The organism is Roseovarius confluentis (genome assembly GCF_002917925.1).
GTDB lineage: Bacteria > Pseudomonadota > Alphaproteobacteria > Rhodobacterales > Rhodobacteraceae > Roseovarius > Roseovarius confluentis.
The window spans coordinates 352735-368086 of record NZ_PPFE01000002.1 but is presented as its reverse complement, the minus strand read 5'-3'; the positions used below and the strand labels follow the sequence as shown (position 1 = coordinate 368086).

14 protein-coding genes are annotated in these 15352 nt (G+C 63.8%); 8 read left to right on the top strand and 6 right to left on the bottom strand.

Annotated features, from left to right (window positions below):
* Nucleotides 1–119: 119 nt before the first annotated feature.
* From C2I35_RS06655 to C2I35_RS06625, 7 genes are all read left to right on the top strand, one after another.
* Nucleotides 120–1034, top strand: a complete 915-nt coding sequence (locus tag C2I35_RS06655; RefSeq protein WP_103762238.1) for an MBL fold metallo-hydrolase — start codon at nucleotides 120–122, stop codon at nucleotides 1032–1034.
* Between the two features lie 39 nt (nucleotides 1035–1073).
* Nucleotides 1074–1469, top strand: coding sequence for a metallopeptidase family protein (locus tag C2I35_RS06650; protein ID WP_103762237.1), 396 nt, complete (start codon nucleotides 1074–1076; stop codon nucleotides 1467–1469).
* 87 nt (nucleotides 1470–1556) lie between these two features.
* Complete coding sequence (locus C2I35_RS06645; protein WP_103762236.1) at nucleotides 1557–3002, top strand: amidase; 1446 nt, start codon at nucleotides 1557–1559, stop codon at nucleotides 3000–3002.
* A 62-nt stretch (nucleotides 3003–3064) separates the two neighbouring features.
* Nucleotides 3065–4126 (top strand): ABC transporter ATP-binding protein, encoded by a 1062-nt coding sequence (locus tag C2I35_RS06640; protein WP_103762235.1) that lies wholly within the window; start codon nucleotides 3065–3067, stop codon nucleotides 4124–4126.
* Nucleotide 4127: 1 nt separating this feature from the next.
* Nucleotides 4128–5024 carry an ABC transporter permease gene (locus C2I35_RS06635; protein ID WP_103762234.1) on the top strand — a complete coding sequence of 299 codons (897 nt, stop codon included), beginning with the start codon at nucleotides 4128–4130 and terminating at the stop codon, nucleotides 5022–5024.
* Nucleotides 5017–5823, top strand: coding sequence for an ABC transporter permease (locus tag C2I35_RS06630; protein ID WP_103762233.1), 807 nt, complete (start codon nucleotides 5017–5019; stop codon nucleotides 5821–5823). Before C2I35_RS06635 ends, C2I35_RS06630 begins: the two co-directional genes overlap by 8 nt.
* A 31-nt stretch (nucleotides 5824–5854) precedes the next feature.
* The gene (locus C2I35_RS06625) at nucleotides 5855–6880 is read left to right on the top strand and encodes an extracellular solute-binding protein (RefSeq protein ID WP_103762232.1); all 1026 of its coding nucleotides are present in this window, start codon (nucleotides 5855–5857) and stop codon (nucleotides 6878–6880) included.
* 99 nt (nucleotides 6881–6979) lie between these two features.
* Here C2I35_RS06625 and C2I35_RS06620 read toward each other — a convergent pair whose 3' ends face one another.
* From C2I35_RS06620 to C2I35_RS06605, 4 genes are all read right to left on the bottom strand, one after another.
* Nucleotides 6980–7645: a hypothetical protein gene (locus C2I35_RS06620; RefSeq protein WP_211286115.1), complete on the bottom strand. Its 666-nt coding sequence runs from the start codon at nucleotides 7643–7645 to the stop codon at nucleotides 6980–6982.
* 485 nt (nucleotides 7646–8130) lie between these two features.
* Nucleotides 8131–8337, bottom strand: coding sequence for a hypothetical protein (locus tag C2I35_RS06615; RefSeq protein ID WP_103762231.1), 207 nt, complete (start codon nucleotides 8335–8337; stop codon nucleotides 8131–8133).
* A 450-nt stretch (nucleotides 8338–8787) separates the two neighbouring features.
* Entirely contained in the window at nucleotides 8788–9321 is a 534-nt protein-coding gene (locus C2I35_RS06610) for a hypothetical protein (RefSeq protein ID WP_146049977.1), read from the bottom strand.
* A 68-nt stretch (nucleotides 9322–9389) separates the two neighbouring features.
* Complete coding sequence (locus tag C2I35_RS06605) at nucleotides 9390–11048, bottom strand: NAD+ synthase (RefSeq protein WP_103762229.1); 1659 nt, start codon at nucleotides 11046–11048, stop codon at nucleotides 9390–9392.
* 164 nt (nucleotides 11049–11212) lie between these two features.
* Between C2I35_RS06605 and C2I35_RS06600 the strand changes: the two genes are divergently transcribed.
* The gene (locus C2I35_RS06600; RefSeq protein WP_103762228.1) at nucleotides 11213–12811 is read left to right on the top strand and encodes an MORN repeat-containing protein; all 1599 of its coding nucleotides are present in this window, start codon (nucleotides 11213–11215) and stop codon (nucleotides 12809–12811) included.
* 213 nt (nucleotides 12812–13024) lie between these two features.
* Here the strand turns inward: C2I35_RS06600 and C2I35_RS06595 are convergent, their stop codons facing one another.
* The gene (locus tag C2I35_RS06595; RefSeq protein ID WP_103762227.1) at nucleotides 13025–14554 is read right to left on the bottom strand and encodes a cryptochrome/photolyase family protein; all 1530 of its coding nucleotides are present in this window, start codon (nucleotides 14552–14554) and stop codon (nucleotides 13025–13027) included.
* Nucleotides 14548–15213 (bottom strand): SDR family NAD(P)-dependent oxidoreductase, encoded by a 666-nt coding sequence (locus tag C2I35_RS06590; RefSeq protein WP_103762226.1) that lies wholly within the window; start codon nucleotides 15211–15213, stop codon nucleotides 14548–14550. Before C2I35_RS06590 ends, C2I35_RS06595 begins: the two co-directional genes overlap by 7 nt.
* Nucleotides 15214–15352 lie beyond the last annotated feature (139 nt).

Genomic DNA, 15352 nt, shown 5'->3' with positions numbered 1-15352 from the left:
GCCCGCCCGCCGCCAAGCCGCCGGTGCCGCGCCTCAAATTCACGTGAAAGCGGCATGTCGCAGGGGACTTTCGCCCGCAGCGCCCTATCCTCTCGCGCGACAACAACAGGAGGTTTCACATGTCCACCCGCCTTTCCCGCCGCGGCTTTATCGCCTCGGCCACCGCCCTCTCCGCCGCGCCCGCCCTGCCCGCCTGGGCGACCGCGCCCATGCTCGGCGCCGCCACGCCCCCCTTCCGCCGGTTCAAACTGGGCGCGTTCGAGGTGACGACCCTGCTGGCAGGCGAGGCCACCCGCCCCGATCCGCACACGATCTTCGGCCTGAATGTCGAGGAAGAAGAGTTCAACGCCGTCTCCGAAGCCGCGATGATTCCGACCGATCAGGCGCAGTTCTTCTTCACCCCCACCGTGGTCAACACCGGGTCCGAGCTGGTACTCTTCGACACCGGCCTGAATGCCGAGGGCACCACCGCGGCGCTCGAGGCCGCGGGCTACAGCACCGACATGATCGACACGGTCGTCATCACCCACATGCACGGCGACCATATCGGCGGGCTGATGAACGGCGACACGCCCACCTTCGCCAATGCCGCCTACGTCACCGGATCGGCCGAGTTCGACCACTGGGCCGCCGCCGGCGACGAGAACTTCGAGGCCAAGGTCCGCCCGCTGGCCGAGCAGTTCAGCATGATCGGCGACGGCGACGCGGGCTTTTCCGGCCATACCGCCATGGCCGCCTTCGGCCACACGCCCGGCCACATGGTCCACCTGATCGAAAGCGAAGGCGAAAGCCTGATGATCGCCGCCGATTTCGCCAATCATTACGTCTGGTCCCTCGCCCATCCCGACTGGGAGGTGAAGTTCGACATGGACAAATCCGCCGCCGCCCAGACCCGCAAGACGATCCTCGACATGCTGGCCACCGAGAAGATGCCCTTCGTCGGCTATCACATGCCCTGGCCCGCCACCGGCTTCGTCGAGAAATCGGACAGCGGCTACGCCTACGTGCCCAGCTCCTACCAGCTGCGGCTCTGATCGCTTGCGCCTCTCGGGCGCGCAGCATAAATCCTGACCATGCCCGCGCCCGACACCTCTCTCGACTGGATGGAAGATGTGGCCCGCCGCACCGTGGCGGGCTTTCCGCAGGCCTTTGCCGAGGCCGCGCGGGCCGTCGCCATCCACGTCGCCGACTGGCCGGATCACGAGATGCTCGACAGCCTCGACATGACCGACCCAGCCGAGCTGACGGGGCTCTATGACGGCATCCCGATGACGGAAAAGTCGGTTTTCGACCAGCCCACCGGCCCCGATATCGTCTGGCTGTTCCGCGAACCCATCCTGGCGGAATGGCGCGACCGTGGCGACGTGGACCTGGCCGATCTGGTGGCCCATGTGACGGTCCACGAGTTCGCCCACCATTTCGGCTGGTCCGACGACGACATCGCCAGCATCGACCGCTGGTGGGAATAGCAAACCCCGTCCCGGGCCTGACCCGGGACCTCTACCTCTCCCACAACATCCCCTTGCACCCCCGCACGCCCCGTGCATTCTGACCCCATGCAAGATTACCGCTCCCACGACATGACCTCCCTCGCCGGCCTCGTCGCCAAGGGCGAGGTCACGCCAGACGACCTCCTCGACACCGCCCTTGCCCGGATGCACGCCGTGAACCCCGCGCTCAACGCCGTGGTGCACGACTATTCCGACACCGCCCGCCAGATGATCGCCGACGGCCTGCCCAAGGGCCCGCTCACCGGCGTGCCTTTCCTGCTCAAGGACATGGGCGCGGAATCCACCCAGCATCCCGCCTCGCTCGGCTCCCGCCTTCTGGCCAACACCAGCTACAAGATGAATTCCACCATCTACGACCGGCTGGAATCGTCGGGCCTCGTTACTTTCGGCCGCACTGCCGCGCCCGAGGGCGGCGTGGGCGCGGCGACCGAGGCGGCGGTCTATGGCGGCCCCACCCGCAACCCCTGGGACAGCTCCCGCACCCCCGGCGGCTCGTCCGGCGGCTCGGGCGCGGCGGTGGCGGCAGGCATCGTCCCCGGCGCGCATGGCAGCGACGGCGGCGGCTCGATCCGCATCCCGGCGTCCAATTGCGGCCTCGTCGGGTTCAAGCCCACCCGCGCCATGGTCCCCGACGGGCCCTATGCCGGGGAAGGCTGGGCGGGAATGGCGATCGAGGGCTTTCTCACCCGCTCGGTCCGCGACACGGCGCTCTTGCTCGATATCGTCTGCGGCCCCGACCTCGGCGCGCCCTACGTCGCGCCCCCGATGCCCTGCACCTTCATCGAGTCGCTCGACCGGCCCAACGGCCCCCTGCGTATCGCCCTTTGCGACACCACCCTCACCGGCGACGCCATCCACCCCGACTGCCAGGCCGCCGTGCAGGACGCCGCCGCCCTGCTGCAGGAGATGGGCCACCACGTGACCCCGGCCCGCCCCACCGCCGACACGACAGGCATGATGCACGCCTGGACCAAGATCGTCGCCTGCGGCACGGCCTCCTGGGTGCGGCGGGCGCTGGCCAAACGGGGCCGCGACCTGCGCCTGGGCGATCTCGAAGGCGTCGCCCGCGGCGCCGTGGACTACGCCAAGACCGTCAGCGGCACCGATTACCTCGATGCCGTGGAGACCGTGCACGCCTATGGCCGCCAGATGGCCGCGTTCTTCGAGGATCACGACATCCTGCTGACCCCCACCATGGCCGAGCCACCGGCCGCCATCGGCCGCTTCGCCCACGACACCGAGGATTACGTGGCCTACCGCATGGGCGAGGATGGCATCTTCGCCTACTCCCCCTATACCGCGGCCTTCAACGCCACCGGCCAGCCCGCCGTCTCCCTGCCGCTCTGCCGCGGCGCCGACGGCCTGCCCATCGGCATCCACCTCGCCGCCCGGTTCGGGGCCGACACCGCGCTCATGTCTCTCTGCGCCGATCTGGAACGCGCCCGCCCATGGTTTGATCAAATTCCGGCATTGCCCGGTATCGACACCTGAAAATACTTGAATGTCGTGGCCTTGTCGGGAAACACTAAGGTCATGAACATGGGGGACAACGCATGACCGAAGCCGCGGTCGAGGCCCGATCGGCCCGCAAGGAATACGGTGCCGGCGACAAGAAGGTCCGCGCCCTCAACGATGTTTCCCTTGTGATCAACAAGGGCGAATTCTTCACGCTTCTGGGCCCCTCGGGCTGTGGCAAGACCACCCTTCTGCGCCTGATCGCCGGGTTCGAATCGCCCACATCCGGGATGATCCTGCTGGGCGCGCGGGACATCAGCACGATGGCCCCCTACGACCGTCCCGTGAACACGGTCTTCCAAAGCTACGCACTCTTCCCGCATCTCAGCGTTGCCGACAATATCGGCTTCGGCCTGACCATGCAGGGCACGCCCAAGGCACAGGTCGACGCCCGCGTGGCCGAGATGCTGGCCCTGGTCAAGCTGGAGGCCTTCGCAGACCGCAAACCCCAGCAACTCTCCGGCGGCCAGCAACAGCGCGTGGCACTGGCCCGCGCCCTTGCCCCCGCGCCCGAGGTGCTCTTGCTGGACGAGCCGCTTTCCGCGCTCGACCTCAAGCTGCGCAAGGAAATGCAGCTGGAACTCAAGCGCCTGCAAACCGAGACCGGCATCACCTTCGTCTTCGTCACCCACGACCAGGAAGAGGCGCTGACAATGTCCGACCGCATCGGCGTCATGCGCGACGGCGTGATCCTCCAAATCGGCGGCCCGCGTGAGATCTACAACAAGCCCGTCAATCGCTTCGTCGCCGATTTCATCGGTGAAACCAACGTCCTGACCGGCACGGTCGAGACGGGCGGCGTGCGCCTGCCCACCGGCGACGTGATCGCCGTGGACAACCTCGACGCCGCCTCTCAAGGCGCCCACGTCAGCCTTGCCGTGCGTCCCGAACAGGTCCGCATCGGCGACGGCGCGCTTCGGGGCCGCGTGGCCGAAACCGTCTATTTCGGCACCGACACCCATTGCCACCTGCGCATGTCCGACGACACCGAGGTCGTCGCGCGGATGCAAAGCCCGCCCTCTGGCGACACCGGCCTGACCGCAGGCCAGACCGTCGCCTTCGATTTCGTCCCCGGCGCGGTCCGGGTGCTGGAGGACTAGCATGGCGGGAACCACCCATGGCAGCGGACGCACCGGCTGGATCCTTTCGATCCCGGCGCTGATCCTGCTGGCCCTGGGCGCCGCCGGGCCGCTGCTGATCGTTGTGGTCTACGCCTTTCTCGAGCCGGGCGAATATTCCGGCGTGGTCTGGGAGTTCACGACCGAGGCGTGGTTCCGCGTCTTCTTCGAGCGGGACATCTTCGACGACACCGTCACCTTTGCCGACGCGCACCTGACGATCTTCTGGCGCTCGGTGAAACTGTCGGTGCTGACCACGCTCATCGCCTTCGCCATCGGCTTTCCGACCGCGTGGTTCATCGCCACGCGCCCGCCCAACAAACGCGGCTTCTGGCTGTTTTTGATCACAATTCCGTTCTGGACAAACCTGCTGATCCGCACCTTCGCGATCATGGAAGTGGTCCGCAACCAGGGCCTGCTGAATTCCTTCCTGATGAATTTCGGCATCATCGATGACCCCTTGCAGATCCTCTATACCGACACCGCCGTGCTGATCGGCATGGCCTATGTCTATCTGCCGCTCATGGTGTTGCCGCTCTACGCCGCCATCGACCGCTTCGATTTCCGCCTCGTGGAAGCAGGCTACGACCTCTACGCCACCCGCATGAAGGTGCTGCGCCGGGTCATCCTGCCCATCGTCAAACCGGGCATCGTCGCGGGCTCGATCCTGGTCTTCGTGCCCTCGCTGGGCGCCTACGTCACGCCGCGCATCCTGGGCGGCGGCAAGAACATGATGGTCGGCAACTTCATCGAGCTTCAGTTCGGCCAGGGCCGCAACTGGCCCCTTGGCGCGGCCCTCTCGCTGCTCCTGCTGATGATCGTCCTCGTCGCCCTGCTTGCCTATGTCCGCGTCACCTCGAGGGATGACTCCAATGGCTAGGAACAAGAGCTTCTCCGTCACCACCCTGCCCGGCTTCACCGCCATCGCGCTCACGACCTTCGTGCTGCTCTACGCGCCGATCGTCACGATGGTGATCTACTCGTTCAACGATTCCGAATCCGTGGCGCTCTGGGGCGGCTTCTCCGTCCGCTGGTACGTCGAGGCCTGGGACAACACCCAGGTGCAGGAGGCGACCGTGCGCTCGCTCGTGATCGCCGTCTCGGCCGCACTCATCTCCACCACCGTCGCCACCATGGCCGCGCTCGGCACCACCCGCCGCGGCCGCTTCAAGGGGCAAACGCTCATTTACGTGATGATCAACCAGCCCCTGATGGTGCCCGAGATCGTGACCGCCGTCGCCCTCCTGATCTTCTTCGCCTCGATCAAGGTCGCCACCGGCTACACCGGGCTGGCCTACCTCATCCTCGCGCATTCGGCCTTCTGCGTGCCCTTCGCCTACCTGCCGATCCGCGCCCGGCTCGAAGGCATGGACCTGGCCCTTGAAACCGCCGCCTCGGACCTCTACGCCCGGCCCTGGCAGACCTTCCGCCACGTGACCCTGCCGCTGATGATGCCCGGCATCGCCGCCGGCGCCATGCTGGCCTTCGTCATTTCGCTCGATGACGTGATCATCACCGAGTTCGTCAAATCCGCCGGGCAGGACACCCTGCCCACCTACATGCTGGGCCAGCTGCGCCGCGCCATCACCCCCGAGGTCAACGCGATCTCCACCGCGCTCCTTGCGCTGACCGTGCTTCTGCTGACCGCCTTCTTTATACTGAACCGCAAGCGGGACTAACCCGCGCAAAACCTCAACAGGGAGAAAGACGATGAAACTACATCTGACATGCACAGTGGCGGCCATCGCGCTCGCCGGGGCGGCCCATGCCGAAGGCTCGCTCAACATCTACAACTGGGGCAACTACACCAGCCCCGAGATGATCGAGAAGTTCGAACAGGAATACGACATCGACGTCACGATCACGGACTATGACAGCAACACCACCGCGCTCGCCAAGATCGAGGCCGGCGGCCACGGCTTCGACATCGTGGTGCCCACCCACAGCTACATGGGGGTCTATATCGAAAAGGACCTCTTGATGCAGCCAGGCATCCCCGAGATGGGAAACTACGCCAACATTTCCGAGCAGTGGAAGAACGTCGAATGGGACCCGAACCGCGAATATTCCGTGCCGTGGCAATGGGGCACGACCGGCGTCGCGGTGAACAAATCGGCCTATGACGGCGACATCAACACCTCCGCCATCTTCCTCGACCCGCCAGAGGAACTGGTGGGCAAGGTCAACGTCGTGCCCGAAATGCAGGACGTGATGAACCTCACGCTCTTTTACGTCGGCGGCGAGCCCTGCACCACCGACAAGGAAATGCTGAAAAAGGCCCGCGACGTGCTGATCGAGGCCAAGCCCAAGTGGATGAGCATGGATTACGGCATGACCGAGAAGCTGTCGAACGGCGACGTCATGGCCTCGGTCAACTGGAACGGCTCGACCTTCCGCGCCCGCAACAACAACGAAGATGTGGCCTATGGCTACCCCAAAGAGGGCTACCCGGTCTGGATGGACAGCGCCGCAATCCTGTCGGACGCGCAGAACGTGGAAAACGCCAAGCTTTTCCTGAATTTCATCATGGAGCCGGAAAACGCGGCCATGCTGTCGGCCTTTGCGCGCTACGCCAACGGCATCGACGGCTCCGAGGAATTCATGCCCGAGGACATGAAGACCGCACCCGAGATCGTCGTGCCCGAAGAGCTGAAGGCCGCGGGCCGCTTCACCACCGCCTGCCCCGCCGAGGCGCAGGAATTCTACACCGCGATCTGGACCGAACTGCAGAAATAAGCCAGTCGACGGGGGACGGGAAACGGGGGCCAATTGGCCCCCGTTTTTCTTGCAACCGGCAGTATGCCTCTGCCTCCCGGCTCATCCGGCCTCCTTGGCTCAGACAGGGTTGCGCACAGGGTTACGCAGACGGAAGACCGGCGCCGGCTCGGATTCGGATTCGGATTTGTGCAGCATGTAGACCACGCCGTGCATCAGCACCGCCGCGGTGGCGATCAGCAGCAGGTAGGCCGTCAGGATCACCATCACCGGCACGTTGTTGTTCAGCTGCGGGAAGGCGCCCAGCGCCACCGGAAGGAACCACGACACCGCCGAGATGGCCCCGGATGTCACGAAGACTGTCCGCTTCAGCGGACTGATATCGGTGAACAGGGATTTGCCGATCTGCCGCTTGACGCCCGGCAGGATGATCGTGTGGATGAAAAAGCCGTTCACCGTCAGGATCGTGACGATCATCAGCTTGGCGTGAACCTTGGGGTTCATCAGCAGTTCGGGGTTCGTCAGGGCATATAGGAACAGGAACCCGACGCCCGTGATCCACAGCACGAACAGCCCCGCGCTGACGATCTTTGATGCGAACTCGAAGATGTCTGATGTTTCCTTGATGATCCTGCCCCTGACGAAGAACCGTAACATCATGAGATCGAGCAGGATCGCACCACCCAGGCCCAATGCCAAGCCGATGAAGTGAACGAACCTGAGCCCGGTACGCACCGTTGCCTGCGGATCGGAACTGAAAAGGGCGACCAGTTGCGAGAAGTCCATTTTTGTCTTCCTTGTTAAGAGCTTGCCGTTTTCGATAGGTAAACTTTGGGCACGCAGGCCCCACTCGGAATGACTGGTTGACTCGCAAGAAAACACCACTGGTTAACCGGCGAATGGACCCCTCGTACACGGGTCACCCTCACCTGCTCCTCCTGCTTTCCAGCAGTCCCGATTTGGGCGTGGGAGCGTTGTCATCTGGGTTAGAACAGCGCAAATTTTCAATCAATTCCGCGGCCTGACAATCGGCGGCTTTCGGCAGGCTCCGCCGACCAGAACCACTAAGTGATTCTAAACAGGCGAAAAAACTATCGGCGTGAAATCACCCACCGATTCCGTCTGCCGTCCCGCCACCGCCTGCGCGGATGGAACCGGCGATATCCTGCACATCATCTGGTGCCGCCGAAACGGCTTTTCTCTACAATAAGCAGAATTCACTAGGCATTTTTCAACCAGCCAGCCAATTCACCGGGACCGCGGCGCGCTGCTCAGACCTTGAAAACTGTCCCGCACAGGAACAGCAGAACGATGGGAAAAACGATGCCCGTGGCGTTCACCGTCGCCTGAAACGCCGTAAGCCGGCCACCGATCAACAGCACCAAGGCAACGACCGTCAGGAAGGAAACCAGGAAAACCGGATTGTGAATATCGAAGGAGAGCGAACCGATCTCCCGCTCGATATTGTCCTGCGCCACCTCGTAGCTGGTAACGATCGTTTTGACCTCGCCTTCGGGCGCGGGAACGTCCCATTCCTCGGACGACGCATCAGACAGGGGTTATGTCTCCTTTCCCTCGATAACACCGATTCTCAGAACAACCGGGCCGCACGTCATTTCAAAAGTGCGGTGGCGGCTTAAGGACCTGCTACTGTCGAGGACGTCGGGCCACCTCGAGCCAAGCGTTGAACCGTCCGACGATCAAAGGGGATCGGACCCTGCCTGTGTCCGGTTCATCCGTACCCAAACGGCAAGCATGTCGTGTGTCCGGATTGAAACCCGGCTGTCATCAACCACATGCGCGGCACGCGCGGCGCAACCAGGCATAAAGAGTGGTTGCCTTTCAACTCCGAGAGCCTCGAGCCCACCCCGCACGTCGATGGCCCCCTGACCCTGACGCTGTGCGCGCGGCCCAAGTCCGGGCCGCCCTTACTCCAGCGGCGCCAGCTCCGCCTCGTAACTGATCGTCGCCGCCACAGGCTCGGCCCCGTCGGCCACGCGCGGCTCGTCCATGTAGTTCGTCAGCCGCAGGAACGTCCCCTCGACCGTCGCGGTCATCACGTTGTCCTCGGTCATCTCGAACGCGGTCAAGGTTCCTTCACCGCCGTCTGCCCCCATTGCCAACGGCGCGTCATAGCCCTGGTCGTCGTATATCTCCGCCGACAGCATCCGCATCTCTCCGCCCTGCTCCAGCAGCGTCACCTGCACCATGGGCCGTCCGGGCGAACCGTCCTCGCCGACCGTCTGCCCCACGGCGTTGACCGACAGGGACGACCCCATGATCATCTTCTGCTCGGCGTAGGCTTCCTCGTCTTCGATGTCATAGGCAATGACCAGTTCCATAACCTCGCCATCCAGCGTGACGGTCATCGTCCCTATGGCCTCGTACTCGTCGTTCAGCTCCGCCGCCCCCGCCGGCACGGCCAGCATCATCGCGGCAATTGCGGTAAAAAAGCGTGTCATATCAACCTCCTGAAAATAATATTTCTGGATCGTAACAGACACCTCCCGGCCATGCAAAACCGGCGGGCCTAACCCCCGTCCCGCCACCGGTTCACGATGGGATAGCGCCGATCCAGCCAGAACGCGTGTTTCGACAACCGCGTGCCGGGGGCGGACTGGAAGCGCTTGTATTCGCTGATGTAGATCAGATGCTCCACCCGCACCGCGTCCGCGCGGTCATACCCCGCCTTGACGCAATCCTCGATCGAGCCGTCCTCGTCCACAAGGATCTGCAAGATACCGTCCAGCACCGGGTAATCCGGCAGGCTGTCACTGTCCTTCTGGTCCTCGCGCAACTCCGCACTGGGCGGCTTCTCGATGATGTTGACCGGGATCACTTCGCCCTCGGGCCCCATCATCCACTCGCGGTGATTGGCGTTCCGCCACTTGCAGATCTCGAACACCCGCGTCTTGTACAGATCCTTGATCGGGTTGTACCCGCCCGCCATGTCGCCATAGATCGTGGCATAGCCCACCGCCACCTCGGACTTGTTGCCGGTGGTCAACAGCATCTCCCCGAACTTGTTGCTCAGCGCCATCAACAACAGGCCGCGCAGCCGCGACTGGATGTTTTCCTCCGTGATCCCCGGCTCGGTGCCCTCGAACAAGGGCGCCAGCGTGTTCGTGATCGCCGCGCGCCCTTCGGCGATGGGCACGAAATCATACCGCGCACCCAGCGCGTTCGCACACGCCTTGGCATCGTCCAAAGACGCCTGCGAGGTATATTCCGACGGCAGCATCACGCAGCGCACATTCTCGGCCCCCAGCGCATCCACCGCGATGGTCGCGACGATCGCACTGTCCACGCCGCCCGACAGGCCCAGCAGCACTTTCCCGAACCCCGTCTTGCGCATGTAATCGCGCAAGCTCAGCACCATCGCGTGATAATCGCTCTCCAGCGTGTCGGGGATATGCGCCAGGTCGGTCTTCTCGATCTGCCAGCCGTCGTCCCCGCGCACGAGGTCGATATGCGCGATGTCCTCTTCCATCAGCGGCATCTGCACCGCCAGCTTGCCGCCGGGGTTCAGCGCAAAGGTGCCGCCGTCGAACACCTGGTCGTCTTGCGCCCCCACCAGGTTGAGGTAGATCAGCGGCAGCCCCGTCTCGACCACGCGGGACACCATCAACTGGTGCCGATGCGCCAGCTTGCCGCGGTAATAGGGCGAGCCGTTCGGCACCAGCAGAAACTCCGCCCCCGTCTCGGCCAGCGTCTCGGGCACGTCCTCGTGCCAGCTGTCCTCGCAAATGGGCGAGCCGATGCGCACATTACCCACGGCATATGGCCCCATCACGTCGCCCGACGCATAAAGCCGTACTTCGTCGAACACCGTCTCGTTCGGCAGGTGATGCTTCAGCACGCAGGCGGTGATGCTGCCGCCCTTCAGGATGTAATAGGCGTTGTACAGCTCCGCGCCTTCCAGCGCCGGGCCTCCAATGGCCAGCGCCGGCCCCACCGCACAGTCCTTCGCCAGCTCCTCGATCTTCGCGATCGCCGCCTGGTGAAACACCGGCTTCATCACCAGGTCCTGCGTGTTGTACCCGGTGATGAACATCTCGGGCAGCGCCACAAGGTCGGCCTCGGCGGCCTTCCCGGCCTCCCAGGCCTTGCGCGCCAGGTCCGCGTTCCCGTCAAGGTCGCCCACCGTGGCGTTCAGCTGTGCCAATGTCACGCGAAACCGATCCGCCATACGCCCTCGAAACCCTCGCAATTCCCACTTCCCCCGTGATTTAGCAGATGGACGCGCGAGGGAAAGCCGAAACCGGGAAAAGCCGTTGTCAGCCCTGCCCGGGTCAATTACGTTCTCTTGGACCCATTGGGGGGTTGTCGCAGAACCGGGGTGAGTGGGCCGACATGCAAAGCAGAACCGTCACATCTATCGTCCTCGCCGCGATGCTTGGGCTGGCCGGTCCCGCCCTGTCGCAGGATGGCGAAGTCCAGACCAAGCAGTATGACGACGGCGGCATCTACGAGGGCACGTTCCGCAACGGCCTTCAGCACGGGACCGGCACATATACGCTTCCCAATGGCTATGAATATTCCGGCGAATGGGTCGATGGCGAGATCCGCGGCACCGGCACCGCGCGCTTTCCCAACGGATCGGTCTACGAGGGCGAGTTCGCCAAGGGCAAGCCCGAGGGCGTGGGCAAGATCACCTTCTCCGACGGCGGCACCTACGAGGGCACGTGGGAGGACGGCAAGATCAACGGCGAGGGCGTCGCGGTCTATGCCAACGGCGTGCGCTACCAGGGCGGCTTTCGCAACGCCCAGCATCACGGCCGGGGCAAAATGGAAAGCCCCGGCGGCTATATCTACGACGGCGACTGGGTGAACGGCGTCAAGGAAGGCATGGCGACGATCACCTATCCCGACGGCGCGGTCTACGAAGGCCAGGTCAAGCGCGGCGCCCGCGACGGCGAAGGCACGCTCACCATGCCCGACGGGCTGATCTACGAAGGCACCTGGGCCGAGGGTCAGATCAACGGCACCGGCAAACTGACCCAGCCCAATGGCGACGTCTACGAGGGCGAGCTTGTGGCGGGCCGGCGCGAGGGTCAGGGGCGCGTGGTCTACAACAACGGCGATGTCTACGAAGGCGAGTTTGCCGATGACAGCCGCCACGGACAGGGCACCTTCACCGGCTCCGACGGCTACCGCTACGAAGGGTCCTGGGTCGCGGGCAAGATCTCGGGCCAGGGCACCGTCACCTATCCCGACGGCTCGGTCTACGAAGGCCAGTTCCGCGACGATCTGGCCAACGGCGAGGGCAAGGTCACCTACCCCGACGGCTCCACGTATGAGGGCGAGTGGTCCGGCGGCGTGATCGACGGTACGGGCAAGGCAACCTATCCCAACGGCCTCGTCTACGAGGGCGAATTCCAGAACGCCAAGAACCACGGCCAGGGCGTGATGACCTATCCCGACGGCTACCGCTACGAGGGCGCGTGGCAGGATGGACAGCGGCACGGGCAAGGCACGGCCACCTATGCCGACGGCACGGTCTACGAAGGCGAGTTCGTCGACGGCCAGCGCCACGGCCAGGGAAAGATCACGATGCCCGATGGCTTCGTCTATGACGGTCAGTGGCAGAACGGCGAAATCTCGGGCCAAGGGGTCGCGACCTACACCAACGGCGACGTCTATGAGGGCACGTTCGAGAACGGCAAGCGGCAGGGCACCGGCACCATGCGCTACGCCACGGGCGAAGAGGCATCCGGCGAATGGTCCGACGGCGCTCTCGCCGAGCAGACGACCGTGGTCACCGAGGAAGAGACCCCGGCCGTCCCCGAGGACACATCCGGGGCCTCCGGCGCAGAGACCGGCGCGGAGACATCTGACACCGGCGACACGGCGGGAACCTCGACCGAGGCCGAAAGCGGAACCGCGGCCGAGGGCGAGACGGAGGCCGAAGCCGAGACGACCGACGACGCGACCACCGAAGAAAGCAACTAATCACGCGCTCCGCCCGTCCCGGACCTGATCCGGGACCTCGTAGGGTGGGTGAAAACCCACGCGCGCCCCGGTTAATCAAACGTCGACTCCGCACGCCCCGTTAACCCGGCAAAACGCTAGAAACCGCACCGTCGCCATACCACCCGGATACCGACGCAATACCGACGTTCCGAATCCGCCGATTTCCGCGCCGTTAACCTTCGAGTCGCACCCTTACACGATTTCGCCCGCATCCAGCCTGTCCAGGATGCGTTTCGCCCCGTCCAGAACCGCCTCCTTGCGGTCGTCCTTCATCCGGTCCCACGTGGCATACATCTGCCCCATCCGCGGGTTTCTGGCGAACTTCTCCCGGTGCCGCACGAGGAAATCCCAATACAACAAGTTGAAAGGACACGCCTTTTCGCCGGTCTTTTCCTTCACCGAATAGGCGCAGGAGCCACAGTAATCCGACATCTTGTCGATGTAATTGCCCGAACTCACATACGGCTTCGACGCGATGATCCCGTCATCGGCAAACTGGCTCATCCCGATCACGTTGGGCGCCTCCACCCATTCATAGGCATCATGGTAAACCGCCAGGTACCACTCGTGCACTTGATGCGGATCCACCCCCGCCAGAAGGGCGAAATTGCCCGTCACCATCAATCTCTGAATGTGATGCGCATAGGCCAATTCCCGTGTCTGATCAACGGCATGGGCGACGCAGTTCATATGCGTTTCACCCCCCCAATACATCCACGGCAAGTCCCTCTTGTGCCCCAGCGCATTGCGCGTGACATAGTCCGGACCTTCCCGAAAATAGATCCCCCGCACGTATTCCCGCCAGCCTATTATCTGCCGGATAAAGCCCTCGGCAGCATTGATCGGCACGTTCCCGGCTTTCCATTCTTCTTCCACACGGGTGCAGATTTCCACAGGATCCAGCAATCCGATGTTCAAATACTGAGATAACAGCGAGTGATGCAGGAACCGGTCGTCCTGCAGCATCGCGTCCTGGTAATCCCCGAAACAGTCCAGAAGGTTCTTGGCGAAATGATCCAGCGCCCGCAGCGCCTGGCCACGCGTCACCGCAGACGTGAACGGCCGCAAAGCCCCGAAATTGTTTCCAAATTTCTTCTCGACGAGGTCCAGAACCTCGTCCGTGATGTCATCCGGCGTAAACGCCATAGGTTTCGAGCGCAGCATGTCGCCCGAGGCCGGTTTGCGGTTCTCGTGGTCGTAATTCCATTTCTCGCCCGCCGGTTCATCGCCGTCCATCATCAGCCCGGTCTTGCGGCGCATCTCGCGATAGAAGTACTCCATCCTCAACGACTTGCGCCCCTCGGCCCATGTGTTGAACTCATCGAGCGAGGCCACGAACCGATCATCCGGCAGCACCGTCACCGTCAGCGGCGCATTCTCCAGCGCCTCGATCAACCGCCACTCCCCGGGTTGGGTCGCGATCACCTCGCTCGTGTCATGCTCCTGTCCGCGCCGCATCAGCTCGCCGACGATGGATTTCGACGTATCCGCATCATCCAACCGCGAATAGGCGACCTGCCAGCCACTCTCTTGTAATTCCTGCGCAAAATGGCGCATCGCCGAGAAGATCAGCGCGATTTTCTTTGGATGGTGGCCCACGTAACTGGCCTCGTCCGCCACTTCGGCCATCACCACGAGGTCGCTCGCCTTGTCCGCCTCGCGCAGCGCCGACAGGTTCTTGCTCAGCTGGTCCCCCAGCACGAGGATCTGCCGCCTCACCACGGCACCCGCTCCCCTGCCCAATCAAAGAATTGCCCGGTCTTCTCGGGCGTTAGGGCCGACAGTACATCCAGAAGGTTCTGCGCCGCGTCCTGAGGGGTAACCGTCTTGTGCCCGCCCGCGAACTTTTCGGTCAGCGGCGTCTCCACCGTTCCGGGATGCAGCGCCACGCAGATCGACTGCCTGTGCGTGCGGCTCATTTCGATCGCCGCACCATGGATCATCTGGTTCACCGCCGCCTTGGCCGTGCGGTAGCTGTACCACCCGCCAAGACCGTTATCTCCGATCGACCCCACCCGCGCCGACAGGGCGGCAAACCGGCATTCACGGTCACGCGGCAGCAGCCGCACCGCGTGCTTCAACACCAAGGATGGTCCCACGCAATTCACCCGAAACTGCGCCTCCATCGCCTCGGCGCTCAATTCTTTCAATGACTTCTCGGGCCCGCGTCCGTCCAACTCCAACGCGCCTGTGGCCACGAAAACAAGGTCGAATTCGCCCTCCAGCGCCCCCAGATGCGCCTCGACCGACGCCTCATCCGTCACATCCAAACCGTCGCCGGATCGTGACAGCCCGGTCACCCGCACCTCGCGCTCTTCCAACGCCGCCACAAGCGCGGACCCGATTCCGCCAGAGGCGCCTATCACCAATGCTTCTTTCATGTCGCCAAGAGCTAGCGGGCCACCGACCTGCTTCAAGACGAAAATCGTCGCCAGATCGGGGGTTTTCAAAGCCACCCATCGTCCTTATGCTCTGCTTATGTCTACGCGCTGCCATATCTCCGGCCCCGCAAGCCCCGCC